Source organism: Pseudomonas sp. NY15181 (assembly GCF_048068055.1).
In the GTDB taxonomy this organism is placed as follows: Bacteria; Pseudomonadota; Gammaproteobacteria; order Pseudomonadales; family Pseudomonadaceae; genus Pseudomonas.
In genome coordinates, this window is the sequence record NZ_JBLUPT010000003.1 from 40,586 (window position 1) to 65,284 (window position 24,699).

Consider the following 24,699-nt stretch of genomic DNA (forward strand, 5'->3'; position numbering starts at 1 on the left):
GCGCATCATTCGCGGGGCGCACCTTCCTGCGCCTGAGCGCGCCCGCTTCCCGACTTCCACTCCAGGCGCAGCGCCATGAGCCTCGCTTCTCCCGCCCAAGCCGCCTTCGTCCTGCATAGCCGCGCCTACAAGGAAACCAGCGCGCTGGTGGATTTCCTCACGCCGCAAGGTCGGCTGCGGGCCGTATTGCGCGGCGCGCGCGGCAAGGCCGGTGCGCTGGCGCGGCCGTTCGTCCCGCTGGAAGCGGAGTTCCGAGGGCGCGGCGACCTGAAGAACGTCGTGCGTCTGGAAGCCAATGGCATTCCCAACCTGCTCAGTGGCGAGGCATTGTTCAGCGGCCTGTACCTGAACGAACTGATGATCCGCCTGCTGCCGGCGGAAGACCCGCATCCCGCGCTGTTCGAGCATTACCGCGCGACCCTGCCGCTGCTGGCTGCCGGCAGCCCGCTGGAGCCGCTGCTGCGTGCCTTCGAATGGCGGCTGCTGGACGAACTGGGTTATGGTTTCTCCCTCGACAGCGATATCGTCGGCCAGCCGGTGGCCCCCGACGGTCTTTACCGCCTGCTCCCGGATTCCGGCCTCGAGCCGGTCGGCAGCCTGCAGCCGGGACTGTTCCATGGCGCCGACCTGCTGGCGATGGCCGAGGCCGACTGGAGCGCTCCGGGCGCGCTGGCGGCGGCTAAACGTCTGATGCGCCAGGCCCTGGCGCCCCATCTTGGCGGCCGACCGCTGGTCAGCCGCGAGCTATTCATGAATCGCAAGGACAACTCCCGTGACTGAAGCCAACCGTATTCTGCTGGGTGTGAACATCGACCACGTCGCGACCCTGCGCCAGGCCCGTGGCACCCGCTATCCCGACCCGGTGAAAGCCGCGCTGGACGCTGAGGAAGCCGGCGCCGACGGCATCACCGTGCACCTGCGCGAGGACCGCCGGCACATCCAGGACCGCGATGTGCGCGTGCTGGCCGACGTGCTGCAGACCCGCATGAACTTCGAGATGGGCGTCACCGAGGAGATGATGAAGTTCGCCGAGATCATTCGGCCGGCCCACGTCTGCCTGGTGCCGGAAACCCGGCAGGAGCTGACCACCGAAGGCGGCCTGGACGTCGCTGGCCAGGAAGCGCGCATCCGCGAGGCGGTGCAGCGCCTCGCGGCCGCTGGCTGCGAAGTGTCGCTGTTCATCGACCCGGACCAGCGTCAGATCGAGGCTTCCGCACGCGTCGGTGCACCGGCCGTCGAGTTGCATACCGGCCGCTATGCCGACGCGCACAATCCGGCCGAAGCCGCCCACGAGCTGGCGCGCATCCGTGATGGCGTGGAATTCGGCCTGTCCCATGGGCTGATCGTCAACGCCGGCCACGGCCTGCATTACCACAATGCCGAGCCGGTGGCGGCCATCGCCGGGATCAATGAGCTGAACATCGGCCACGCCATCGTTGCTCACGCGCTGTTCGTGGGCTTCAAGCAGGCGGTTGCGGAGATGAAGGCTTTGATCGTGGCGGCGGCCAATCGCTGATCGGTGCTCCGAGCCCGGCCAGGAAGCTGATGGTCTGGTCGGGTGTAACGGCGTACAACTGCGAACGGTTGTCCGCCCTACGCCAATGTACGGTTCAGCGTAGGGCGGACAGCGTTCGACGCTATCCGCCATTTAGCCGAAGCCTCCACTGACTCCGTGTTCGAACTGGGCACCCGTCAGGGCTTGCGCGCCACCAGCGTGGCGCGCAGCGGCGCTGGCAGACCTTCGAGGGTGCGGCTATGGTCCTGCGGGTCGAGGAAGTCCGGCAGCGACTGGTAGCGCATCCACTCCGTCGCACGCTGCTCTTCCACCGAAGTGCGGCTGATGTCCACGCTGCGCACATCGGTGAATCCCGCACGGCGCAGCCACAGCTCCAGCGCCGGCACCGACGGCAGGAACCACACGTTGCGCATCTGCGCGTAGCGGTCCTCGGGCACCAGCACGGTGTTCACGTCGCCTTCCACCACCAGGGTTTCCAGCACCAGCTCGCCGCCGCGGCGCAGGCAGTCCTTGAGCGCCAGCAGGTGGTCGATGGGCGAGCGACGGTGATAGAGCACGCCCATGGAGAATACGGTGTCGAAACTTTCCAGCTTCTCCGGCAGGTCTTCCAGGGCGAAGGGCAGGTGCCAGGCTGGCAGGTCCGGCAGGTAGCGCTTCATGGCGAGGAACTGGCAGAAGAACAGCCAGTTCGGGTCCACGCCCACCACGCTGCGCGCGCCGGCGCCGAGCATGCGCCACTGGTAGTAGCCATTGCCGCAGCCGACGTCGAGGACGCGTTTGCCCAGCAGGTCGATGTGCGGCGAGACGCGCTGCCACTTCCAGTCCGAGCGCCATTCGGTGTCGATGTGCACGCCGAACAGGTGGAAGGGACCCTTGCGCCACGGGATCAGCCCCTGCAGGGCCAGTTTCAGCTGGTCGCGGGTGGCTTCGTCGCAGTCGCCTTCCAGGGTGAAGTGGTCGCGCAGCTCCACAGCCGCCGCAGCCAGCTCGGGCAGGCGGTCGACCGCCGCCAGCCAGCGCTCCAGGTCACCATGGCCATCGTCGACCTTGGCGGCCAGTTGCGCGGGCAGTGAGGCGGCCCAGGTTTCCAGTGGCGTGCCGGTCAGTTCAAGGCTCAGGCGGTCGAGGTCGAAGCGGTCAATCATGGCAGGGCAATCAGGGAAGCGAAGTTGAGGCATTGGAACCAGGGCACGACCTTGGAGAAACCGGCGGCCATCAGGCGCTCGCGGTGGGTTTCCAGGGTGTCGGGGCGCATCACGTTCTCGATGGCGGTGCGTTTCTGGGCGATTTCCAGTTCGCTGTAGCCATTGGCGCGCTTGAAGTCGATGTGCAGGTCGGTGAGCAGGTCGTGCTCCTGCTCGTCGGCGAAGCGCAGCTTTTCCGAGAGGATCAGCGCGCCGCCCGGCAACAGGCTGCGGCGCAGGCGGGTGAGCAGTTCCAGGCGTTGTTCTGGGGCGATGAACTGCAGGGTGAAGTTCATCGCGATCAGCGAGCAGGGTGCAAGCTCCATGCTCAGGATGTCCGCTTCGATCAGCTCGACCGGCAACAGCTCCTGGTACATGGCGTCTTGGGCGCGCAGGTATTCGCCGCAGCGCTCGATCATCGGTGCGGAGTTGTCCACGCCGATGACGCGGCAGCCTTCGGTCTTCACGTGGCGGCGCAGCGCCTGGGTCACCGCGCCGAGGGAGCAGCCGAGGTCGTACAGCACGCTGTTCGGGGCGGCGAAGCGCGCACCGAGCACGCCGATGTTCTCGACGATGGTGGGGTAGCCCGGTACCGATCGCTTGATCATGTCCGGGAAGACGCGCACCACGTCCTCGTTGAAGGTGAAGTCGGGAACCTGGGGTTGCGGCTGGGCGAAAATGCGGTCGGATTCGCTCACGCTGGATGGGGCCTCGTTACGCTGAACAGGCAGCAGGGCGCGGCGCGCCCGGATTGCCGGGGCGCGCATTGTAGCCGAGGCGCCCTGTGCGCCCAACCGTTAGCGGACGAGGGTCACTTAAGCTGGTCGGAGAAGTATTCGCCAGCGCCCTGCAGCGGGCCGAGCGGATTCTTCTTGTCTTCCCGGCGGCGGATGTTCGGTTCGCCGTTGCTGGTCTTGTGCACCACCACGTCGTCGATCAGCACGAACACCGGGCGGAACGACCAGCCCTGAACCTCGCGGCGCTTGCGGAAATTGAAGATGTCCGCCCAGAAGCTGCCCACCCGCTGGCTGTCGGTCTTGCTGAAGTCGAAGGCGTAGCCGACGCAGCGATCCTTGGCCTGCAGGCAGGTGATCAGGCCGTCAGGCAGGTAGTCGATGGGGATGTTGGGTTGCACGAACATCAACCGCACGTCGATGAACGAGAGCATCTTGGCGTTGCCTTGGGACAACGGGTCGAAGCCCAGTGCATAGAGCTGCGAGCGGGTGGTCTTGCCCGTCTCGACCTGGTTGAAGCGGCTCTGTGCATCCTGGTAATCCAGGAAAGGTGACTGCACTTCCGCACGTTCGCTGGGCAGCAGGCTGCCGCAAGCCGAGAGCATCACGCAGGCTCCCAGCAACATCATCGAGCGAACTACTGCACGCATGGAGCTCCCCTTAATCGCGGTCTCTTGTAATTGATCTATAGCCGATGCCCAAGCGCTGTGCCGGACTTTTCTCACGCACTGGAAAGCCTATTCCACAGCCACTCCGTATCCTTGCATCAGCGGTTTCCACTGTTCGTTCCGGCGGAACTCGCGCAGGCCGTCGTCGAGCTCCGCCAGGCGCTCCTCGACCGACTCCAGGCGAGGGTTGAGGGCGACGTACATAGGACGTTTATCGGCAAGCTGCCCGGCGGCACGAATCTGCCCGGACAGGCGGTGGCGATGGAGGTAGTGCTCGACGATCTGGCTGTCTTCGAGCAGCACGCTGATGCGACCTAGCAGCAGCTTCTGGATGTTGCGCTCCAGCACCCGCTCGCCGCTGAGTATCTGTACCTGCTCGTGATCCTCCAGATGGCTGTCGCGCCAGGCGTCCAGTTGCGCGCCGTAGGAGTAGCCCTGGGCGAGGCCGATGGACTGGTCGTCCAGCGACGTCGGGCCCTGGTAGTGCCACTGGCTGTCGGCGCGGGTGTAGAAACGCATGGTCACCCAGCCGATGGGCTCGCGACCGATCGCCAGGTCTTCCGACTCTTCCGGATAGGCGCCGACCACGCCATCCACCAGGCCCTCGCGGGCCATCTGCAGGGCGCGTGGCCAGGGAAGGGGTTCGAAGGCCGGAGGCTGGTTGAGGATGTGCGTGAGGGCTTCGAGCAGGTAGCCGGGCTTGTCCGGGTTATCCGGGCAGATGTAGGGGCACCAATCGTCCCCGGCCAGGCGCAGTGGCTCGGCGCTGGCGATCAGTGCGTTGCACAGGAGTAGAGCCGGCACAGCGAAACGCAGCATGTCAGACTCGGGTAGTGGGCTGTCCCGGGGAGTATGGCAGAGCCTGATGACGACTTGTGACGGACGCCGCGATGCCGAACTGGCCCAGCCAGTAGGTGAGCATGATGGCGAAGGAGGAGCCGTCGAAGGCGCCGACGAATCGGCTGATGCCGATCATCGCGTCGGAACTGACGAACAGCAGGGCGCCGACGGCGGCGAGGTTGCGGCTGGCGGCCGGCAGGTCGGCGCAGCCGAGGCGGGCGATGGCGCGCCATAGCATGCAGCTGATGGTCAGGCTGTAGAGTGCGATCGGCAGCAGCAGTGGGCCCAGGCCCCGACTGTAGAGCAGGGCGAACAGACCGCCCCCCAATAGCGTGGCGAACAGCAGGCCCGCCGGAGCCGGGCGGCGGGTATCGCCGAGGTAGGCGACCAGGTAGGCCAGGTGCGCCAGCAGGAAGGCGGCGAGCCCTGGGACGAAGGCGTTGACCGGCCACTCCAGCAGGATGTCGCCGAGCATCGACAGCACCAGGCCCACCGCGATCCAGCGTCGATAGGCGTCCGGCGCTGTGCTCAGCACCCAGAACAGCAGCGCGAGCACCGGCAGCGGCTTGCACAGCATGCGCAGGGGTGGCAGGTCGAAGGTGACGGCCAGCAGGTAGGCGATGCCGCCAATGAGTGCCAGAAATGCCCAGCGCATGGGGTTCCCTCCCTGGGAAATGAGCGTCCACTGTGCCGCAGGGTGCGGCGCCGCCACAGGCCGAAGGCGTCAGCGCGAGGGGCTTATGGCGCCGGGTTCAGCGTACGGCGATGGGGCAGGTGAAGGTCTGCGCGGGGGCGACTTCCGGCTCCCAGGGGCGGCGGTAGGCCAGTTCCAGCTTGTCCTCACCGGTACCGGTCACGCGGAAGCGCCAGGTGGATTCGCCGGCGCTGCCGACCAGGCCTGCGTCTTCCGGGTTGCTGTAGACCTCGGGGCCCAGGCTGCGCAGCAGGCCATTGGCGGCATTGCGCATTTCCCAACGGAAACCGGTGGTGGGGTTGCTCGGCAGGATCAATACCAGCTCCTGGCCTTCGTGCAGCTTCAGGGGCTTGCAGTCACTGGCGTTTTCCAGGGTGACCACGGGTTTGGACTGCCCGGCGCAGCCGGCGAGCAGGGCCAGGGAGAGGGGGAGCAACAGGCGGTACGACGGCATGACGACTCCTGGGGTGGGGACCAGACTGGCCGCAGGATATCGCAATCGTACGAAGAGGGAAGACTGTGCGGTGTTGCCCTGCGTAGGAGCGGACCTTGTCCGCGAAGGCTAGCCACTGCATCCACGTTGCGGGATGAGCGCCTACAAAAAGCATCGCGGACGGAGTCCGCTCCTACGCAGGCGCGAGACAGCGGCATTTCCTTGTGGGGGGCGGATTCATCCGCGGTGGATTTCGCGGACAAGGTCCGCTCCTACAGGGAGTTTCGGCTCTCGTAGGAGCGGATCTTATCCGCGATCCGTCTGACCTCAGGCTGGGAACAACACCTTCGCCACATCGCCATAACGACGGGCGAAATGCACCGTCAGGCCTTCCTTGAGGTACTCCGGCAGCTCCTCGAAGTCACCACGGTTGGCTTCCGGCAGGATCAGCTCGTAGATCTTCTGCCGGCGCGCGGCGATGACCTTCTCGCGCACGCCGCCGATCGGCAGCACCTGGCCCGTGAGGGTCAGCTCGCCGGTCATGGCCACGCCTTTCTTCGGCGCCTGGCTACGCGCCAGGGACAGCAGGGCGCTGGCCATGGTGACGCCGGCGCTGGGGCCGTCCTTGGGCGTGGCGCCCTCCGGCACGTGCAGGTGGACGAAGGCCTGGTCGAAGAAGCTGGTGTCGCCGCCGTACTTGTTCAGGTGCGAGCTGATATAGCTGTAGGCGATTTCTGCCGACTCCTTCATCACGTCACCCAGCTGGCCGGTGAGCTTGAAGCCGCGATTGAGCGTGTGGATGCGCGTCGCCTCGATGGGCAGGGTGGCGCCGCCCATGCTGGTCCAGGCGAGGCCGGTGATCACGCCGATGCCGGAGAGCAGCTGCTCGGTGCGGAATACCGGCATGCCGAGGTAGTCCTCCAGGTCCTTGGCGCCGATCTTCACCACCGACTCCGGGTCTTCCAGCAGCTTCACCACCGACTTGCGCACCAGCTTGCCGAGCTGTTTCTCCAGCTGGCGAACGCCGGCCTCGCGGGCGTAGCCCTCGATCACCGCGCGCAGGGCGGCATCGTTGATCGACAGGCGGCTCTTCGGCACGCCGGCCTTTTCCAGCTGCTTGGGCCACAGGTGGCGCTTGGCGATGGCCAGCTTTTCCTCGGCGATGTAGCCGGAGAGGCGGATCACCTCCATGCGGTCCAGCAGCGGGCCGGGAATCGAGTCCAGGGTGTTGGCGGTGCAGACGAACAGCACCTTGGACAGGTCCAGGCGCAGGTCCAGGTAATGGTCGAGGAATTCGACGTTCTGTTCCGGGTCCAGCGTCTCCAGCAGCGCCGAGGCGGGGTCGCCCTGGTAGCTGCTGCCGAGCTTGTCGATCTCGTCGAGCATGATCACCGGGTTCATCACCTGCACGTCCTTGAGTGCCTGCACCAGCTTGCCGGGCAGGGCGCCGATGTAGGTGCGGCGGTGACCCTTGATCTCCGCCTCGTCGCGCATGCCGCCGACGCTGAAGCGGTAGAACGGCCGCCCCAGGCTCTCGGCGATGGATTTGCCGATGCTGGTCTTGCCCACGCCGGGCGGACCCACCAGCAGCACGATGGAGCCGGCGATCTCACCCTTGAAGGCGCCCACGGCGAGGAACTCGAGGATGCGGTCCTTCACGTCGTCCAGGCCGGAGTGGTACTTGTCGAGCACCTTGCGCGCGTGTTTCAGGTTGAGCTTGTCGGTGCCCAGCAGACCCCAGGGCACCGAGGTGGCCCAGTCCAGGTAGTTGCGGGTGACGGCGTACTCGGGCGAGCCGGTTTCCAGGATCGACAGCTTGTTCAGTTCCTCCTCGATGCGCTTCTGCGCCTGCTCGGGGAGGACCTTGCCTTCCAGGCGGGCGCGGAATTCGTCGGCGTCGGCGCTCTTGTCGTCCTTGGTGATGCCCAGTTCCTGCTGGATGATCTTCAGTTGTTCCTTGAGGAAAAACTCGCGCTGGCGTTCGCCGATCTTGCGGTTCACCTCGGCGGACAGCTCCTTCTGCAGGCGCGCGACCTCCACTTCCTTGCGTAGCAGCGGCAGCACCTTCTCCATGCGCTTGAGGATCGGCACGGTGTCCAGCACTTCCTGCAGCTCGGCGCCGGGGGCGGTGGTCAGCGCGGCGGCGAAGTCGGTCAGCGGCGACGGATCGTTCGGGTTGAAGCGGTTCAGGTAGTTCTTCAGCTCTTCGCTGTACAGCGGGTTGAGTGGCAGCAGTTCCTTGATCGCGTTGATCAGGGCCATGCCGTAGGCCTTCACCTCGTCGCTCGGGTCGCTGGGGGTGTGCGGGTACTCCACCTCTACCAGGAAGGGCGGGCGGTGACGCTTGATCCAGCCGCGGATGCGCACCCGCGACAGGCCCTGGGCGACGAACTGCAGCTTGCCCCCATCGCGGCTGGCGTGATGCACGCGCACCAGGGTGCCGTGCTCGGGCAGGCTGTTGGGATCGAAATGGCGCGGGTCTTCCGGCGGGTTGTCCATGAAGAACAGCGCCAGGCTGTGGTGTTCGGTCTTGGCCACCAGTTCGAGGGTTTCCGCCCACGGCTCCTCGTTGACGATCACCGGCAGCACCTGCGCCGGGAAGAACGGGCGGTTGTGGATCGGAATGACATAGACCGTGGTCGGCAGGTTCTGGCCGGGCAGCACGAGCCCGGTATTGCTGACCTCTTCGGCGCTATGGATATCGTGGATCTCGTCGTGGTCGCTCATGAGGCACCTGACTGATAGGACATGACAGTCTAGATGGGGAAGTCGTCGCAGGGTTTCAATCCCTTGAGCGCAGCGGATGTTGCAGGAGGTTTCCCGGCTGCCAGGGGATTCGTGAAATGCATTTAATTGCAGAGATCGTGCAGATAGTCCCAACGGAAACTGACTTTTTCGCCATTTCCTGTTTCGCTGGGCGGTTCCGCTCGGGACGATCAGCGCCTGTGAGCAGAACCGGGTTCGGCAAAGCGACGTGTTCGAGGTGCAACCCGACGGAGCGCAACTGTGCATCCCGGTGCAACTCACGTAACATGCGCAAAATTTGATCAGCGCGTGCCATGTTCGAAACCCGCCTCGCCCGTCTGTCCGATCAGACCCATCACCACGCCCACGGTCATCACCAGTTGGTGATGTCGCTCTGTGGTCGCGCGGAATTCGAGGTCGAAGGCCGGGGCGGTGAGGTCTGCCGGATGCGCGCCTGCCTGGTGCCCGGGGATGTCGGGCACGAATTCGCCGGCATGGGTGACAACCATATGCTGATCGTCGACCTCGACGAAGCCAGCACCGGCGAGCAGGATCGCGACCTGCTGGCGCGCTTGTTCGAAGCGCCGCGCTATCCGACTCTGGACGCCGATTTCCAGAACCTGCTCAGTTACGCCGGTGCCGAGATAGCCCGCTACGGCAACGATCCGTTGCTGGCCCGCGCCCTGGGGGGCGTGCTGCTGCGGGCCCTGCACCTGCGTCTGTTCGGCGCGGTGATGGCGCCGCGTGGCGGTCCCCTGGACCTGGAGCGGCTGGATGCCTACATCGGCGAACACCTCGCCCGGCGCATCACGGTGGCCGAACTGGCGCAGGTCGCCTGCCTGAGTCCCAGTCAGTTCCATGCGCAGTTCAAGGATCGTGTCGGCCTCACGCCCCATCAGTACCTGCTGCGCCAGCGCCTGGACCGGGCCGCACGCCTGCTGCGCGAGAGCGATCTGCCGCTGGTTCGGGTGGCGGGGGAGTGCGGCTTCTCCAGCCAGAGCGCGCTGACCACCACCATGCGGCGTTACCTGGGGCTGACCCCCGGCAGCCTGCGCCGCAGCTGAAATCCCGGGCCTGAATCGGCGCCATTGCTGACCGAATGGTCAGTAATGGCGTGCAGGTGCCGGAGTCTTTTGCAAGAAATCCGGAGTTTTCAGCAAGAAATCCATGGGTGCAACCCATAGAGTCCGCCAACCGCGTTGCTGGTGTTCCAAGGCGCAACCCGGTCAGACCAAGAACAACATCCAGCTCGATACGCGGGAGGGGCAGCATGCCCATCACCGGTTCTGTCTTCGCCTGCGGCGCGCCTGCACCTGGCTGCGCCCTTCATTCCACGGTCCGGCCCCTGACGCCCGACTGTGGCCTTGCGCCGTCGCTGGTCGGACCAGTGGCGCAATCGACTCCCCTGCTTTCTGTACAATCCGCGCCCTCGTGCGCCGGCCGCCCCCTGCCGCTTCTCAATGCGCGCGTAAGCACAGTTCTGAATGACTCCGGTGAATGCCGCCGCAGGCCCCGTATCGTGTGGCGTGCAGGGCTTCATCGGAGTGCAGGCGCCGTTTCCGGCGCCTGAAGGATCACCGGGCGTCGCCCGGTAAACGGCCCGTGCCTCGCCTACCCGCGAGGACGGGGCGAAGGTCGCCGTGGTGAGACGGCGGCCGCAGGCAATCGCCAGCATGGACGAGGGCGAGCCTGCGACGGGATGCGTAGCGGTTCGGTGCCAGTTGGCGCCACGCGCAACCCGGTTTGCCTGTGAGCAAGCGCTAACCGGTCGGCGTCAACCACGCCGGCTGCCAGTCAAGGGCACGCATTACCCAGCGCGCCTGGATAAAAACAAGCTGTAGGGGAGTCCCCATGAGCGTCAACACGCCAACACTGATCACCTTCGTGATCTACATCGCGGCCATGGTTCTGATCGGCTTGGCCGCCTATCGTTCCACCAACAACTTCTCCGACTACATCCTCGGTGGCCGCAGCCTCGGCAGCTTCGTCACCGCGCTGTCGGCCGGTGCCTCGGACATGAGCGGCTGGCTGCTGATGGGCCTGCCGGGCGCCATCTACCTGTCGGGCATCTCCGAAAGCTGGATCGCCATCGGCCTGATCTGTGGCGCCTACCTGAACTGGCTGTTCGTCGCCGGCCGCCTGCGCGTGCACACCGAGCACAACGGCAACGCCCTGACGCTCCCGGACTACTTCAGCACCCGCTTCGAAGACAACAGCCGCGTCCTGCGGGTGATCTCCGCGCTGGTGATCCTGGTGTTCTTCACCATCTACTGCGCCTCCGGCATCGTCGCCGGCGCCCGCCTGTTCGAAAGCACCTTCGGCATGTCCTACGAGACCGCCCTGTGGGCCGGTGCCGCCGCGACCATCGCCTACACCTTCGTCGGTGGCTTCCTGGCGGTGAGCTGGACCGACACCGTGCAGGCCTCGCTGATGATCTTCGCGCTGATCCTCACCCCGATCATCGTGCTGTTCGCCACCGGTGGCGTGGAGCCGACCTTCGCCGCCATCGAGCTGAAGGACGCGGCCAACTTCGACATGCTCAAGGGCGCTTCCTTCGTCGGCGTGATCTCGCTGATGGCCTGGGGCCTGGGCTACTTCGGCCAGCCGCACATCCTGGCGCGCTTCATGGCGGCTGACTCGGTGAAGTCGATCCCGGCTGCCCGCCGAATCTCCATGACCTGGATGATCCTGTGCCTGGGCGGCGCGGTTGCCGTGGGCTTCTTCGGCATCGCCTACTTCCAGGCGCATCCGGAGCAGGCTGGCGCCGTCGGTGAGAACCACGAGCGCGTGTTCATCGAACTGGCGAAAATCCTGTTCAACCCGTGGGTCGCCGGCGTGCTGCTGTCCGCCATTCTTGCCGCGGTGATGAGCACCCTGAGCTGCCAGTTGCTGGTGTGCTCCTCGGCGCTGACCGAAGACTTCTACAAGGCCTTCCTGCGCAAGAACGCCAGCCAGCTGGAGCTGGTCTGGGTCGGTCGCGCCATGGTGTTGCTGGTGGCGCTGATCGCCATCGCCCTGGCCGCCAACCCGGAAAACCGCGTGCTGGGTCTGGTGTCCTACGCCTGGGCCGGCTTCGGTGCCGCCTTCGGTCCGCTGGTGCTGTTCTCGGTGCTGTGGAAGGGCATGACCCGCAACGGCGCTCTGGCCGGCATCATCGTTGGCGCGCTCACCGTGATCGTCTGGAAGCAGTTCGGCTGGCTCGGCCTGTACGAGATCATCCCGGGCTTCATCCTCTCCAGCGTCTCGATCGTGGTGTTCAGCCTGATCGGCACCGCCCCGTCCAAGGCGATGATCCAGCGTTTCGAGGAAGCCGAGGCGGAATACGCCGAGGCCACTCAGCCGGCCGGCATTCCGGTGACCAGCCGCTGATCTCTCGCTGAATGAAAAAGGCCGCGCTCCCGAAAGGGGCGCGGCCTTTTTCATGTCCGCAAGAATTGCGAAGAGCGTAGGGCGTAGGGCGTATAACGTTCCACGTTATACGCCGTTTGACCTTGATCTCAGGGCGCTCCGAACCTCGTTCCGGAGCCGTCGTTTCAGCCCCCCGCGCGTGGCCACGGAGCCGACAATCTGTCCGGTGTATCGGCGTACAACCGCGAACGGTTGTACGCCCTACGAATGGGAATGCCCACCACTGAGCGCCGCCGCATACCGCCAGCAGGCGAACAGGCAGAGCAACAGCCCGGCCACCGCCAGCGCGCCGCCGACGTAGCCGATCCATTGCAGTCCCACGCCCGCCGCCACGCGGCTGCCCAGCAGCGCGCCGCCGCCGATGCCGACGTTGTACAGGCCGGAGAACATCGCCATGGCCACGTCGGTGGCGTCATGGGCCAGTTGCAGCACCTTGGCCTGCAGCGCCAGGCCGAAGCAGAGGATCGCCGCGCCCCAGAACAGGCTCAGACCGAGTAGTGCGACCGGCGAGTGCGCCAGCGGCAGGAGCAGCAACAGGCAGGCGCCGAGCACGGCGATGGCGATGCAGGGGAAGGCGCGCGGGAAGCGCTCGCTGTAGCGGCTGAAGAGGATTGAACCGAACAGCCCGGCGCCGCCGAACAGCAGGAGCAGCAGGGTGGTGCGCTGGCTGTCCAGCGCCGCGACTTCCCGGGCGAAGGGCTCGATGTAGCTGTAGGCGGTGAACTGCGCGGTGATCACCAGCACGGTGAGCACGTACATCGACACCAGCGCCGGGCGGCGCAGCAGCAGCGGCAGGCTGCGCAGGGAGCCGGAGTTCTGGCTCGGCAGCAGCGGCAGCGAACGCGCCAGCCAGAGTACCACCACTACCGAGACACCGGCGATGGCGAGGAAGGTCGCACGCCAGCCCAGTGCCTCGCCCAGTACGCGGCCCAGCGGAATGCCCAGCACCATGGCCAGGATGGTGCCGGTGGCGAGCAGCCCGAGGGCTTTCGCCTGCTGGCCCGGCGGCGCCACGCGCACGGCGAGCGAAGCGGTGATCGACCAGAACACCGCGTGGGCGAAGGCGATGCCGAAGCGGCTGAGCATCAGCACGCTGAAGTTCCAGGCCACGCCCGAGAGCAGGTGGCTGCCGATGAACAGGCAGAAGATCACCACCAGCAGGCGGCGGCGCTCCATGTTGCGGGTCAGCAGCATCAGCGGCAGGGAGGTGAGGGAGACCACCCAGGCGTAGAGGGTGAGCATCAGTCCGGTCTGTTCCGGGCGCATGTCGAAGCTTGCGCCGATGTCGCTGAGCAGGCCCACCGGAACGAACTCGGTGGTGTTGAAGATGAAGGCGGCGAGGGCCAGGGCGATGACGCTCAGCCAACTGCCGGTGCGGGTTTCTTGCGCGGTGGTCATGGGAATCCTGAGGTGAGATGGGGCTCAGGCCGTGCCTTGGGATCACGCGCGGCGTGTCCGGGCAAAGAAGAATTGTTGTTGCGGCGGTGGCTAATTCTACCCACGCATCCCGGTCCGCGCACGGCAAAGGGACACATGCGCGGGCGCAGCGGCAGGCTCAGGCGGCGTTGTCGATCAGCGGGTCGGCCGCCTGCGCGGCCTCCTCGGCCAGCCAGTCGAGAAACGCGCGCACCGGCGGGTGGCGCTCGCGGCCGGGTACGCAGAGCGCGGTGTAGCGGGCGCCGGGGACGTTGATTTCGGGGTGGTAGGGCACCAGCAGGCCCTTCTCCACGGATTCCGAAACCAGCAGCGAACTGGCCAGTACCAGCCCCTGGCCGGCGATGGCTGCCTGCAGGGCGTAGAACTCCTCCTCGTACTCGCGCTGCACCGCCTGGGTCAGCAGGCATTCCTCGCCGGCGGCCAGGCACCAGGCCTTCCAGCCGCGCTCGTAGAGCTCGGAATTGTGCCAGCGCACGCTGATCATCTCCGGCACCTCCACGTCGGCGGTCGCCACCAGGGACGGCGCGCCGTACACCGCGAAGCGCTCGCCGAGCAGGAACTGGCTGTGCATGCGCGGGTAGTCGCCGAAGCCGTAGCGGATCGCCAGGTCGACGCTGGCGTCCTGCTGCAGGTCGAGCAGTTCGCACTGGCTGTCCAGGCGCAGGCGGATGTGCGGATGGCGCGCATAGAAGCGCCCCAGTCGCGGCACCAGCCAGAGCGCGGCGAAGGCCGGCGTGGTGGAGATCGTCAGGCTGCTGGCGCTGCGCTGCGGGCGCAGGCTGTCCACCGACTGCGAAACCTCCAGCAGCGCGCCATGCAGGCTGCGGAACAGCCGCTCGCCGGCCTCGGTCAGGCGCACCTGGCGCGGCAGGCGCTCGAACAGCGGCAGGCCGAGCCAGTCCTCCAGCGCGCGGACCTGGTGGGACACCGCCGTGGGCGTCACCGACAGCTCCTGGGCGGCGGCCTTGAAGCTCAGCTGGCGCGCGGCGGATTCGAAGGTGCGCAGGGCGGGAAGCGGCAGGCTGGCGAACATGTGGCTCTCCATGGGTGAGCTGCATTCATCTCGGCGGAGTTTCCCTCAGTTGTCCGCAAGGCGGCCGGAAAATAGCTTTGGCGGCAAGGCAGAGGCGGATTCGAGTTCTCTGCAGTGTATACCCAGTGAGGAGCTACAGATGAACAGGATTCTTGCCATCCACGCCAGTCCGCGCGCCGAGCGTTCTCATTCCCGGCGTCTGGCCGAGAGCTTTCTCGCCGCATTGCCGCAGGCCGAGGTCACTCGTCGCGAGGTCGGCCGCGCCAGCCTGCCGCACGTCAACGAAGCCTTCATCGCAGCGGCTTTTCATCCGCAGCCGAACCATCGCCCGCTGACCATGCAGGCCGACCTGTCGCTCAGCGACCAGTTGGTGGACGAACTGCTCGGCCACGAGCTGCTGGTGATCTCCACGCCCATGTACAACTTCAGCGTGCCCAGCGGCCTGAAGGCCTGGGTCGACCAGATCGTCCGCCTCGGCCGCACCTTCGATTTGCGCGTGAACGACGGCGAGGCCGAGTACGAGCCGTTGCTCAAGGGGCGCAAGGCGCTGATCGTCACCAGTCGCGGCGGCGCCGGCATGGGGCCGGGCGGTGAACTGGAGTGGATGAACCATGCCGACGCCTGGCTGCGCGTGGCGCTGGGTTTCCTCGGGATCGAGGACGTGCGGGTGATCGCCGCCGAAGGCGAGGAGGGCAGTCCCGATGCCTTCCAGGCGTCGTACCAGCGGGCCGAGCGGGAGCTGGCCGATCTCGCCGAGAGCGAGTGGGCGCGTGCGTGATGGCCTGGGCGATGCTGATGGTGGCGGCCGCGTTCGAGGTGATGTTCGCGGTGTCGATGAAATATGCCGAGGGCTTCACCCGGCCGCTGCCGACCGTGGTGACGGTGGTCGCGGTGGTCGGCGGGATCTTCTTCCTTACCCTGGCGATGCGTCAGTTGCCGGTGAGCATCGCCTACCCGATCTGGACGGCGATCGGCACGCTGGGCACGGTGTTCTTCGGCTTCCTGCTGCTGGGTGAGGCGCTGACCCTGACCAAGCTGGCGTCGGTCGCCCTGATCATCGCCGGCGTGGCCGGGCTGCGGGCCTGATGCTAAGGTGCCGCGCATTCTCCGCACGACGGCACCGAATATGAACGACAAACCGAAGAACCCGCTGCATGGCGTGACCCTGGAAGCCATCCTCAACCAGCTGGTTGCGCAGTACGGCTGGGACGGGCTGGCCAAACGCATCGACATCCGCTGCTTCAAGAACGACCCGAGCATCAAGTCCAGCCTGACCTTCCTGCGCCGCACGCCCTGGGCGCGGGAGCAGGTGGAGGGGCTGTACGTGAAGATGGTGCAGGGGAAGTAAGGGCTTTTCGTAGGAGGCATCGGCGCGGTGGCTTGCCCAGCACCTACGGCATCGGGAGTGTAGGGCGTATAACGTTCGACGTTATACGCCGTTTGACCTTGGTCTCCGAGCACTTCGAATCTGACCCGGAGCCGCCGCTCCAGAGCACTCCGTGCCTGGCCACGCAGCCGACAATAGGCACGGTGTATCGGCGTACAACCGCGAACGGTTGTACGCCCTACCTCCAGCTCACCCGCAGGTTGTCGATCGGCGTCTGGCACCCGGTGCTGATCCCTGGTTCCAGATAACTCTGCAGCATCGGCGCCATGCCCTTGAGCACCTGCACCGGCAGGGCCGAGGTGAACTTGAAGTTGTCCGACTCGCTGCCGGCCACGTAGGCGGTGAGGGTGCCGAAGTGGCGCGGGCCAAGGTAGAACACGAAGGTCGCGGTGCGGTTCATGGCCTTCGAGCTCTTCACCCAGCCGCTGCGGGTCACGCTCTCGATGCGGTTGTCGCCGGTACCGGTCTTGCCGCCCATCACCAGCGGGCTGCCGTCGGCCAGCTTGAAGCTGCCGGACAGGCGCCGCGCGGTGCCGGCGTCCACCACCTGGGAAAGCGCGGTGCGCAGGGCCTGGGCCACTTCCGAACGCATCACCTGGCGGCCGGTGTTCGACTGCGGGCCGAGGCTGGCCTCGTACGGTGTGTCGGCGGCGAAGCGCAGGCTGTCGATGCGCAGGGTCGGCAGGCGCACGCCATCGTTTAGGATGATCCCCATCAGCTCGGCCAGGGCTGCCGGGCGGTCGCCGGAGCTGCCCAGCGCGGTGGCCAGCGACGGCACCAGGTGGTCGAAGGGGTAGCCCAGGCGCTTCCACTGCTCATGCAGGTCGAGGAAGGCTTCCACCTCCAGCATGATGCGGATGCGCTTGTCGCGCGCGTACTTGTGCCGCGACTTGAACAGCCAGCCGTAGACCTGCTTGCGCTCCGCCACGCTGGCGGCCACCGCGTCGTTGAAGGTGGCCGCCGGCTGCTGTTGCAGGTAGCCGAGCAGCCAGAGCTCCAGCGGGTGTACGCGGGCGACGTAGCCCTGGTCGTTGAGGTCGAAGGCGCCCGGGCCGTAGTGGGTATAGAGGTCGCCGATGCGCTTGTCGGTCAGCTTCTCGCCGACGTACTTGCCTTTCTTCAGACGGTCCTGGAGGAAGGTGGTGAAGGTCGGCAGGTCCGCCTGCGGTTGCAGGTAGCGGTGGATCGCCGCCAGCCGTACCGGCCAGGCGCGCAGGCCATCGAGGAAGGTGTCGAGGCGGTCATCGGCGGTCTTGCCCTTGTATTTCTGCCAGAAGCGCAGCAGGTAGACCTGGCTTTCCTTGTCGACGAAGCGGTTGAGGTAGTCCTGGCGACGCGGGTCCTTGTCGTCGGCCAGCACGGCGACCTTGCTGCCTTCGTTGGCGTACATGTCGTGGCGCACCAGGTCGCGCAGCAGACGCACGAAGGGCAGGTTGATCGACTCGCGCAGGGCGTCCTGGACGGTGGGGATGCGGCCGTTGTCCTCCTTGCGGAAGTTGCTGAAGGTATGGATGCCGCCGCCGGTGAAGAACGCCTCGTAGGGGCTGGCGGAATATTTGCGCTGCATGGCCGCGCTGAGCATGTCCGGCAGGTTGCGGTCCTTGGCGGTGATCAGGTAGTCGATCGCCCAGCGGCTGATGAAGTCTATCGGCTCCACCTGCACCTTCTTCAGCTCGGCGGCGCTCATCGGCGCGTACTGGTCGTGAAGGTCTGCGATGGTTTCCAGGTAGGTGGAGAGCACTCGCAGCTTGGCGGTGGAACCCAGTTCCAGCTTGCTGCCTTCGTTGATGTCAAAGGGTTGTTCGGTGTTGTCGGTCTGCACCCGCACGCGGTTGCCGCTGGGGGTGCGCTCGAACAGGGTGAAGCTGTAGCGCACGTCGCGGGTCTTGTCCTCCGATAGCAGGTGCTCGCCGAACAGCCCGATCTGCGCGGCGAAGTCCGGTTCGGAGAGGTGCCGCAGGTAGGCGGTGACCTGTTCCTGCAGCTCGTGCTGCAGGGTGGTGGTGAAGGAGAGGTCGAAGCGGTCCAGGTCATACAGCGGCACGTCGAGCATCCCGGCCAGGCGGGTGCGCGCCAGGGTCACGCCCTTGTTGTTTTCCAGCGGGGTGACGGTGGGCTGGTTGCGCGGATCGCGGAACACCAGTTGCTGCTTCAGTGCCGCATCGCTCAGCGAGGCACTGATGAGCCCGGATTGGGCGAGCAGGCGCAGGTAGCTGTCGGTCAGCCCGGACAACTGGTCGCGGCCGCGCGCCAAGTACCAGGAGGGGCGGCGGTGGGCGATCATCAGCGAGATGATCTGGCGCAATGCCTTGCCCTGTTCGGCCAGTGAAACGCCGCTGGCCGGCGGTGCGTTGAGCAACTGGTTGACCTGCTGGTAGTCGGCGCCGTACCAGATCCACAGCCCGTCCGGCAGGCCGCTGACTTCGCCGTAGCCCGGCTGCGCCGAGAGCGGCACCGAATTGAGGTAGGTGAGCACCACGTTGCGCCGCGCCGCCAGGTTTTCCGCGCCGCCCTGGTAGGTGCGTACGCTGGCGGATGCCATCTGCCGCAGCTTGTCGGTGATGGAGTTGGTGCGGCCGTCTTCGGAGTGCCGGTATTTCTCGATCTGCGTGGCCAGGGTGCTGCCGCCGGGGGCGTGGTTGCCCATGCCGACCAGTTTGCCCACCTGCGCCAGCGAGGCCTGGGTGAAGCGGCTCCAGTCGATGGCCGGGTTCAGGTAGGGGCGCTGGGCGTCCAGCAGGTCGCGGTTCTCGATGAACAGCAGGCTCTGCACGATCAGCGGGGAAATACTGTCGAAGTTGCTGTACAGCCGCTGCGGGTAGCGGAAGTTGTAGATCGGCAGGCCGCGGCAGTCGGCGATGTCCACGCCGGCCTGGGACTTCTCGGGATACGGCGGGAACAGGCCGTGGCCGGTGTACTGCATCAGCGGTTCGGAGAAGCGCGTCTGGCTCAGGGTGATGAAGTTGCGCTGGTGCAGGCGGTCGAGGAAGGTCGGCAATTGCAGGTAGCCCAGCCGGCGGTCGAACGGACCGCTCTGCGGGTACACCACCGCGCTGCTGGGGCCTTGCGCCAGTTGCCAGGTCAGCTCGCCGGCGTAGCGCGCCAGCTCGCGCGCCTGCAGCTTGGAGGTGCGCGCTTCATAAAGCAGCGCGGCGCCGATGGCGGCAAGCAACGGCAGGAGAAAGAGGAACAGCAGCAGGAAACGGTGATGGTGGACTTTCGTTGGGGAAATACCGGGCTCCGAGCGACCCGGTTGACCTGCATTATGCGTACCGGAATGCTTCGAGCTATCCATTTCACGACCTGCCCATGCTCAGACCACAGCCTAGGTAAGCGGACTCCGCCCACGTGACGACCGGCGCCCCTCCCGACGCCGCGAAAGCCCTGAGATAGCGGCTTTCCTAACATCCAGCGTAGTAGGCGGCGGAAAATCTGCGCGCCGCGCAGCACCCATCCTTGCCGGTCGGATTGATTTGCCGACGGCCAGCAGGTGCAATAGGCAGGTCTGTTGCGTTTCGCCGTACTGTGCCCGGGCGCCAGCAGACCCTAATTCCTTCGACAGGACTCCTCGGCCATGCGTTCGTTATTTCTGCCCGTCGTGCCCCTGCTGCTGGCCTCGCTCTGCGCTGTCGCCGCGCCCATGCCGTTCTACAGGTGGCAGAGCAAGCTGGACGGCAGCTACACCTGCCAGCAGACCTCGCCGGGGGAAGGCTGGCAGAAGATCGGCGGGCCGTTCCGCGACGCCGGCTGCCGCGAGATGTTGCCGCAGACCCCGCCACCCAAGGGGCTGGCGGTGCCCAAGGTGTGGAAGACCTAGTGACAGGGCCTGCCGTGTAGGGCGTACAACCGTTCGCGGTTGTACGCCGCTACGCTGTGCGTATTGTTGGCTCCGTGGCCAGGCTCGGAGCACGCTCAAGCGGCGGCTCCGGGTCAGCTTCGGAGTGTCCTGAGACCAAGGTCAAACGGCGTATAACGTCGAACGTTATACGCCCTACGTTTCCGGTGAGTCCGGCGTGGGGCATTGCCCTGCGATCAAGGAGGAGACCATGACCGACCAGCAAGCCCGCATCCTCCACAGCTGGCAGGCCAACGCCGACGCCTGGACCCGCGCCGTGCGCGAGCAGCGCATCGAGAGCCGGCGCCTGGTGACTGACGCAGCGATACTCAGCGCCGTCGCCGCAGGGCCGGCACGCCGCGTATTGGACATCGGCTGCGGTGAAGGCTGGCTGTGCCGGGCCCTGGCGCGGCGGGGCAGCGAGTGCGTGGGGGTGGACGCTTCCGCGTCGCTGGTCGAGGCCGCCCGGCAGTCGGGCGGTGGGCGCTTCGAGGTGATGGACTATGCCGGGCTGATTACCGAGGGCGAATCCCTGGGCCGCTTCGATGCGCTGGTCTGCAATTTCGCCCTGCTCGACGAATCCATCGCGCCGCTGCTGCTGGCGCTGCGCGAGCTCCTCGAACCCGCAGGCCGCCTGCTGATCCAGACCGTGCATCCCTGGTCCGCCTGCGGTGATGAGCCCTACGCCGATGGCTGGCGGCTGGAGACCTTCGCCGCCTTCGGCGAGGCGTTCAGCGCGCCGATGCCCTGGTACTTTCGCACCCTGGAGTCCTGGCTGGCGCTGCTCGCCAGCAGCGGCTGGCGTGTGCGGCAACTGCGCGAGCCGCGCCATCCCGAGAGCGGAAAACCCTGTTCGTTGCTGCTGGAGCTTCAAGCGCTGGCCGAGTGAGACCGGGTTGCGCTTGACACGGAGCGAGGCCCTCTAGCGCGACGAATCGTCCCTACTCCTTTGGTCAAATGGCACCCTTTTGGGGCAGACGTCTCCTACGGACTTGTGTAAATTCGGCAGCGACCTCAGCCGTGGTCCACTCCCGCAATGCCTACGTCCGCTCCACAAGAGTGGGCAGCCTCTTCCGGTGTGCCGTCCTGGAATTGCCAGAAATTTCCGCCCTCCGTGCCGACCGGCGCGGTGGCGAAGCTTTTTTCCGGCGCTTCCGCATCCCGACTGCACTTCGAGTCCTCAGCTGATACTTCCCAAGAACAAAATGAGGTTGCATCACCATGTCGTCCCACGATCTCCAGCGGGATCTCAACGAGCGGCACATCCGTCTCATGGCCCTCGGCGCCTGCATCGGCGTCGGCCTGTTCCTCGGCTCCGCCAAGGCCATCCAGATGGCCGGCCCGGCCATCATGCTCTCCTACATCATCGGCGGTCTCGCCATCCTCGTGATCATGCGCGCCCTCGGCGAGATGGCCGTGCACAATCCCGTGGCCGGCTCCTTCGCCCGTTACGCACAGGACTACCTCGGCCCACTGGCCGGCTACCTGACCGGCTGGAACTACTGGTTCCTCTGGCTGGTGACCTGCGTTGCGGAGATCACCGCGGTGGCCATCTACATGGGCATCTGGTTCCCCGACGTGCCGCGCTGGATCTGGGCGCTGGCCGCGCTGGCGAGTATGGGCACCATCAACCTGGTGGCGGTACGCGCCTTCGGTGAGTTCGAGTTCTGGTTCGCCTTGATCAAGATCGTCACCATCGTCGCCCTGGTCCTGGTCGGCGGCGGCATGATCCTCTTCGGCCTGGGCAACAACGGTGTCGCCACCGGCATTGCCAACCTGTGGAGCAACGGCGGCTTCATGCCCCATGGCATCACCGGCGTGCTGATGTCGCTGCAGATGGTGATGTTCGCCTACCTGGGCGTGGAGATGATCGGCCTCACCGCCGGCGAAGCGAAGAACCCGCAGAAGACCATCCCGGGCGCGATCAACTCGGTGTTCTGGCGCATCCTGCTGTTCTATGTAGGCGCGCTGTTCGTGATCATGTCGATCTACCCGTGGAACGAGATCGGCACCCAGGGCAGCCCCTTCGTGATGACCTTCGAGCGCCTGGGCATCAAGACCGCGGCCGGCATCATCAACTTCGTGGTGATCACCGCCGCGCTGTCGTCCTGCAACGGCGGCATCTTCAGCACCGGCCGCATGCTCTACAGCCTCGCCCAGCACGGCCAGGCCCCGGCCGTGTTCGCCAAGACCTCCAAGGGCGGCGTGCCGCGCAATGCGCTGCTGCTGTCCATCGCCGCGCTGTTGCTGGGCGTGCTGCTGAACTATCTCGTGCCGGAAAAGGTGTTCACCTGGGTGACCTCCATCGCCACCTTCGGTGCGATCTGGACCTGGGCGATGATCCTGCTGGCCCAGCTGAAGTTCCGCCGTGGCCTCTCCGCCGCGCAAGCCAGCAAGCTGCAGTTCAAGATGTGGCTGTACCCGGTCAGCTCCTACCTGGCCATGGCCTTCCTGGTGCTGGTGGTGGTGCTGATGGCGTTCTTCGAGGACACCCGCATCGCGCTGTACATCGGCCCGGCCTTCCTGGTGCTGCTGACGGTGCTGTACTACACGCTGAACCTGGCGCCGAAAGGCGAGCAGGGCGTTGCCGCCAGCCGTGCGTGAGTGACGGTTGAGTAAATGGAAAGGGCCTCTTCGGAGGCCCTTTTCTTTTGCGCATCTTCCACTGAGGCATCAGGCGTCGTAGGGCGTATAACGTTCGACGTTATACGCCGATTGACCTTGGTTTCGGAGCACTCCGAATCCAACCCGGAGCTGCTGTTTAAAGCGCTCCGAGCCTGACCACAGAGCCGACTGGATGCATGGTGTATCGGCGTACAACCGCAAGCGGTTGTACGCCCTACGCAAGCGGATACTCCTTCCTTCATACCGCCAGCAACGGCGGCATCGGGCAGTCGAGGATATCCGCCACCGCCCGCATCAGCTCCGCCTCGCTGACGTTGATATGACCATCCTGCTCGACGCAACGGGCCATGGCCTTGAGCAGTTGCGGCTTCTGCAGCGGGCGCAGTTGCTCCAGCTTCTTCAGCGCGGCTTCGAGTTCGCGCAGCTGGCCCGCGGCCGGCAGCGGGCGGGGCGCGAAGGGCAGGCCGCCCCAGGCATCGGAGAAGGCCTGCTCGGTCTGCGCAGCGCAGGTTTCGCCGATGCGGGCGAGGAAGGCCAGCAGTACGGCGGCCGGTTCTTCCAGTTCCGCCAGCGCCACATTGCCGATCTTCGCGCTGCCGGGGCGCAGGTTGCGTTCGACGATCCGCAGCAGGGTCCACTCCAGCAGCTTCACCTTGCCGTCGAACTTGATCAGCAGCGCCATGTTCTCGCGCAGGGCGGTAAAGCCCAGGGCGTCGAGCTGCTTCAGCGCCGGCATGGCCAGGTCCAGCAGCGGCAGGCGCTGGCCGGGGTCGAGGTGCAACAGCGACTCTTCCAGCAGGTCGAGTTGCAGCGCCAGGCTCAGGCCCAGGCGAGTCTTGAGCTGTTCCAGCTGGCGGGCGCGCAGGCCGGGTTCGCTGTCCAGCAGCAGGCCGTAGACCAGCGCCTGGGCGCCCTCGGTGTCGTGGGCGGCGCGTTGCAGGCGTTCGTCCAGCCGTTGCAGGGTGCCACGGGCCGCCTGCAGGTGAGCGACGGTAGGGGCGCCGACGGCGGCGACCGCCACGTCGACGGCGCTCGGCTGGTAGGGCTGGCCGCTGACGGCGGCGGTCCAGGCTTCCTTGCTCATCAGCGCCACGTCCAGGCGCGGTTCGAATTTCGGGTAGCGGCCGTCCCAGCCCGGATCGACACGGCGGATGCGCTCCTTCAGCGGCGGGTGGGTGTCGAACCAACTGCTGCCCACGCCGTCGCCGAAGTACATGTGGCTGAATTCCGCGGCGCGCGGAGCGCTGAGCAGTGCGCCGAAGGGATTGCCGCCGATCTTCTTGAGCGCGCCGGCGATGGTCGAGGGATCGCGGGTGAACTGCACCGCCGAGGCATCGGCCAGGAACTCGCGCTGACGGCTGACCGAGGCCTTGATCAACTGGCCGAAGAAGGTGCCGACGTAGCCCAGCACATAGAGCACCACGCCACAGGCGACCACTACCAATATGACTTTACCGGTTCTGCCCTTCTCGTCATCGCTGTTGCTGCGGCGGCTGCCGCCGCCAATGCTGTAACTGCTATCAGACCAGATGCGCAGCATGCCCTCGCCGATCAGACCAAGCAGGAGGATGCCGTGCAGCAGCGCGGTCAGGCGCGTGTTGAGCAGCATGTCACCGTGATGGATATGGCTGAATTCGTGGGCGATCACGCCCTGCAGCTCATGGCGCTCGAGCTGCTCGATGGCGCCGCGGGTGATGCCGATCACCGCATCTCGCGGGGTCAGGCCGGCGGCGAAGGCGTTGATCGAGCCTTCTTCCAGCACGTACACCGGCGGCACCGGCGAGCCGGAAGCCAGGGCCATCTCCTCGACGACGTTCAGCAGCCGGCGTTCGTCGGCATTGCTGGCGCTGAGGTTGAGCAGCCGGCCGCCCAGGCGCTCGGCCACCACCTTGCCGCCGGCTCTCAGTTGCCGCTGCTTGAACAGCGCGCCGAGGACGACGACCGCGATGATTATGCCTGCCACCGTCGGGTACAGCTCGGCATCGGGTAGCGAACTGCGCACGCGTAGCTCCGGTTCGCCCAGATGCCGCCAGAGCCAGCCCAGGGCGAAGCTGGTGATGGTGACCAGGCAGACCACCGCGACGGTGAGCAGCAGGACCAGGCGCCCGGTCTGCCGCCGGGCGCGATCCTGGTGTTCGAAGAAGTTCATGCTGCTTCAGG

At 66.2% G+C, this 24,699-nt stretch carries 21 protein-coding genes; 10 read left to right on the forward strand and 11 right to left on the reverse strand.

The annotated features are described in order from the left end of the window. Positions 1–75 precede the first annotated feature (75 nt). Positions 76–780 carry a DNA repair protein RecO gene (recO, locus tag ACNFBT_RS08700; RefSeq protein WP_416748394.1) on the forward strand — a complete coding sequence of 235 codons (705 nt, stop codon included), beginning with the start codon at positions 76–78 and terminating at the stop codon, positions 778–780. Continuing rightward, on the forward strand, positions 773–1,516 hold the full coding sequence (pdxJ, locus tag ACNFBT_RS08705) for a pyridoxine 5'-phosphate synthase (RefSeq protein WP_416748396.1): 744 nt from the start codon (positions 773–775) through the stop codon (positions 1,514–1,516). The genes recO and pdxJ overlap by 8 nt, the downstream gene beginning before the upstream one ends. Before the next feature lie 176 nt (positions 1,517–1,692). On the opposite strand, the gene cmoB is transcribed toward pdxJ, so the two are convergent. The 7 genes from cmoB to lon all read right to left on the reverse strand — a co-directional run bounded on the left by cmoB (position 1,693) and on the right by lon (position 8,796). After that, positions 1,693–2,661: a tRNA 5-methoxyuridine(34)/uridine 5-oxyacetic acid(34) synthase CmoB gene (cmoB, locus tag ACNFBT_RS08710; RefSeq protein ID WP_416748398.1), complete on the reverse strand. Its 969-nt coding sequence runs from the start codon at positions 2,659–2,661 to the stop codon at positions 1,693–1,695. Beyond that, positions 2,658–3,398, reverse strand: a complete 741-nt coding sequence (gene cmoA / locus ACNFBT_RS08715) for a carboxy-S-adenosyl-L-methionine synthase CmoA (protein WP_416748400.1) — start codon at positions 3,396–3,398, stop codon at positions 2,658–2,660. The genes cmoB and cmoA overlap by 4 nt, the downstream gene beginning before the upstream one ends. 113 nt (positions 3,399–3,511) lie before the next feature. Beyond that, a complete protein-coding gene (locus tag ACNFBT_RS08720; protein ID WP_416748402.1) occupies positions 3,512–4,084 on the reverse strand; it encodes a hypothetical protein in 573 nt (190 codons plus the stop codon). 87 nt (positions 4,085–4,171) lie between these two features. Continuing rightward, complete coding sequence (locus ACNFBT_RS08725; RefSeq protein ID WP_416748404.1) at positions 4,172–4,921, reverse strand: substrate-binding periplasmic protein; 750 nt, start codon at positions 4,919–4,921, stop codon at positions 4,172–4,174. Between the two features lies 1 nt (position 4,922). Next, the gene (locus ACNFBT_RS08730; protein ID WP_416748406.1) at positions 4,923–5,597 is read right to left on the reverse strand and encodes a lysoplasmalogenase; all 675 of its coding nucleotides are present in this window, start codon (positions 5,595–5,597) and stop codon (positions 4,923–4,925) included. A 97-nt stretch (positions 5,598–5,694) separates the two neighbouring features. Then, positions 5,695–6,090, reverse strand: a complete 396-nt coding sequence (locus ACNFBT_RS08735; RefSeq protein ID WP_416748407.1) for a protease inhibitor I42 family protein — start codon at positions 6,088–6,090, stop codon at positions 5,695–5,697. 306 nt (positions 6,091–6,396) lie between these two features. Beyond that, the gene (lon, locus tag ACNFBT_RS08740; protein ID WP_416748409.1) at positions 6,397–8,796 is read right to left on the reverse strand and encodes an endopeptidase La; all 2,400 of its coding nucleotides are present in this window, start codon (positions 8,794–8,796) and stop codon (positions 6,397–6,399) included. A gap of 332 nt (positions 8,797–9,128) precedes the next feature. Between lon and ACNFBT_RS08745 the strand changes: the two genes are divergently transcribed. Beyond that, positions 9,129–9,878 (forward strand): helix-turn-helix domain-containing protein, encoded by a 750-nt coding sequence (locus ACNFBT_RS08745; protein WP_416748411.1) that lies wholly within the window; start codon positions 9,129–9,131, stop codon positions 9,876–9,878. Between the two features lie 787 nt (positions 9,879–10,665). After that, positions 10,666–12,183: a sodium/proline symporter PutP gene (gene putP, locus ACNFBT_RS08750; protein ID WP_416748413.1), complete on the forward strand. Its 1,518-nt coding sequence runs from the start codon at positions 10,666–10,668 to the stop codon at positions 12,181–12,183. Positions 12,184–12,423: 240 nt separating this feature from the next. On the opposite strand, the gene ACNFBT_RS08755 is transcribed toward putP, so the two are convergent. Both ACNFBT_RS08755 and ACNFBT_RS08760 read right to left on the reverse strand, forming a co-directional pair. Continuing rightward, a complete protein-coding gene (locus ACNFBT_RS08755; protein ID WP_416748415.1) occupies positions 12,424–13,620 on the reverse strand; it encodes a sugar transporter in 1,197 nt (398 codons plus the stop codon). A 157-nt stretch (positions 13,621–13,777) separates the two neighbouring features. Further along, positions 13,778–14,692: a LysR substrate-binding domain-containing protein gene (locus tag ACNFBT_RS08760; RefSeq protein WP_416748417.1), complete on the reverse strand. Its 915-nt coding sequence runs from the start codon at positions 14,690–14,692 to the stop codon at positions 13,778–13,780. A 139-nt stretch (positions 14,693–14,831) separates the two neighbouring features. Here ACNFBT_RS08760 and ACNFBT_RS08765 point away from each other — a divergent pair, with 139 nt between their 5' ends. The 3 genes from ACNFBT_RS08765 to ACNFBT_RS08775 are packed head-to-tail and all read left to right on the forward strand — an operon-like array spanning position 14,832 to position 16,040. After that, a complete protein-coding gene (locus tag ACNFBT_RS08765; protein WP_416748418.1) occupies positions 14,832–15,470 on the forward strand; it encodes an FMN-dependent NADH-azoreductase in 639 nt (212 codons plus the stop codon). Further along, positions 15,470–15,778: a DMT family transporter gene (locus ACNFBT_RS08770; RefSeq protein ID WP_416748420.1), complete on the forward strand. Its 309-nt coding sequence runs from the start codon at positions 15,470–15,472 to the stop codon at positions 15,776–15,778. The genes ACNFBT_RS08765 and ACNFBT_RS08770 overlap by 1 nt, the downstream gene beginning before the upstream one ends. A 40-nt stretch (positions 15,779–15,818) precedes the next feature. Next, the gene (locus ACNFBT_RS08775; protein WP_416748421.1) at positions 15,819–16,040 is read left to right on the forward strand and encodes a VF530 family DNA-binding protein; all 222 of its coding nucleotides are present in this window, start codon (positions 15,819–15,821) and stop codon (positions 16,038–16,040) included. A 217-nt stretch (positions 16,041–16,257) separates the two neighbouring features. On the opposite strand, the gene ACNFBT_RS08780 is transcribed toward ACNFBT_RS08775, so the two are convergent. Further along, entirely contained in the window at positions 16,258–19,374 is a 3,117-nt protein-coding gene (locus ACNFBT_RS08780; RefSeq protein WP_416748423.1) for a transglycosylase domain-containing protein, read from the reverse strand. 279 nt (positions 19,375–19,653) lie between these two features. Here ACNFBT_RS08780 and ACNFBT_RS08785 point away from each other — a divergent pair, with 279 nt between their 5' ends. The 3 genes from ACNFBT_RS08785 to ACNFBT_RS08795 all read left to right on the forward strand — a co-directional run bounded on the left by ACNFBT_RS08785 (position 19,654) and on the right by ACNFBT_RS08795 (position 22,518). Continuing rightward, entirely contained in the window at positions 19,654–19,896 is a 243-nt protein-coding gene (locus ACNFBT_RS08785; protein ID WP_416748425.1) for a hypothetical protein, read from the forward strand. A gap of 229 nt (positions 19,897–20,125) precedes the next feature. Further along, positions 20,126–20,803, forward strand: a complete 678-nt coding sequence (locus ACNFBT_RS08790; RefSeq protein ID WP_416748427.1) for a class I SAM-dependent methyltransferase — start codon at positions 20,126–20,128, stop codon at positions 20,801–20,803. Positions 20,804–21,135: 332 nt separating this feature from the next. Continuing rightward, the gene (locus ACNFBT_RS08795; protein ID WP_416748429.1) at positions 21,136–22,518 is read left to right on the forward strand and encodes an amino acid permease; all 1,383 of its coding nucleotides are present in this window, start codon (positions 21,136–21,138) and stop codon (positions 22,516–22,518) included. 259 nt (positions 22,519–22,777) lie between these two features. Here the strand turns inward: ACNFBT_RS08795 and ACNFBT_RS08800 are convergent, their stop codons facing one another. Next, a complete protein-coding gene (locus ACNFBT_RS08800) occupies positions 22,778–24,688 on the reverse strand; it encodes a M48 family metallopeptidase (RefSeq protein ID WP_416748431.1) in 1,911 nt (636 codons plus the stop codon). Positions 24,689–24,699 lie beyond the last annotated feature (11 nt).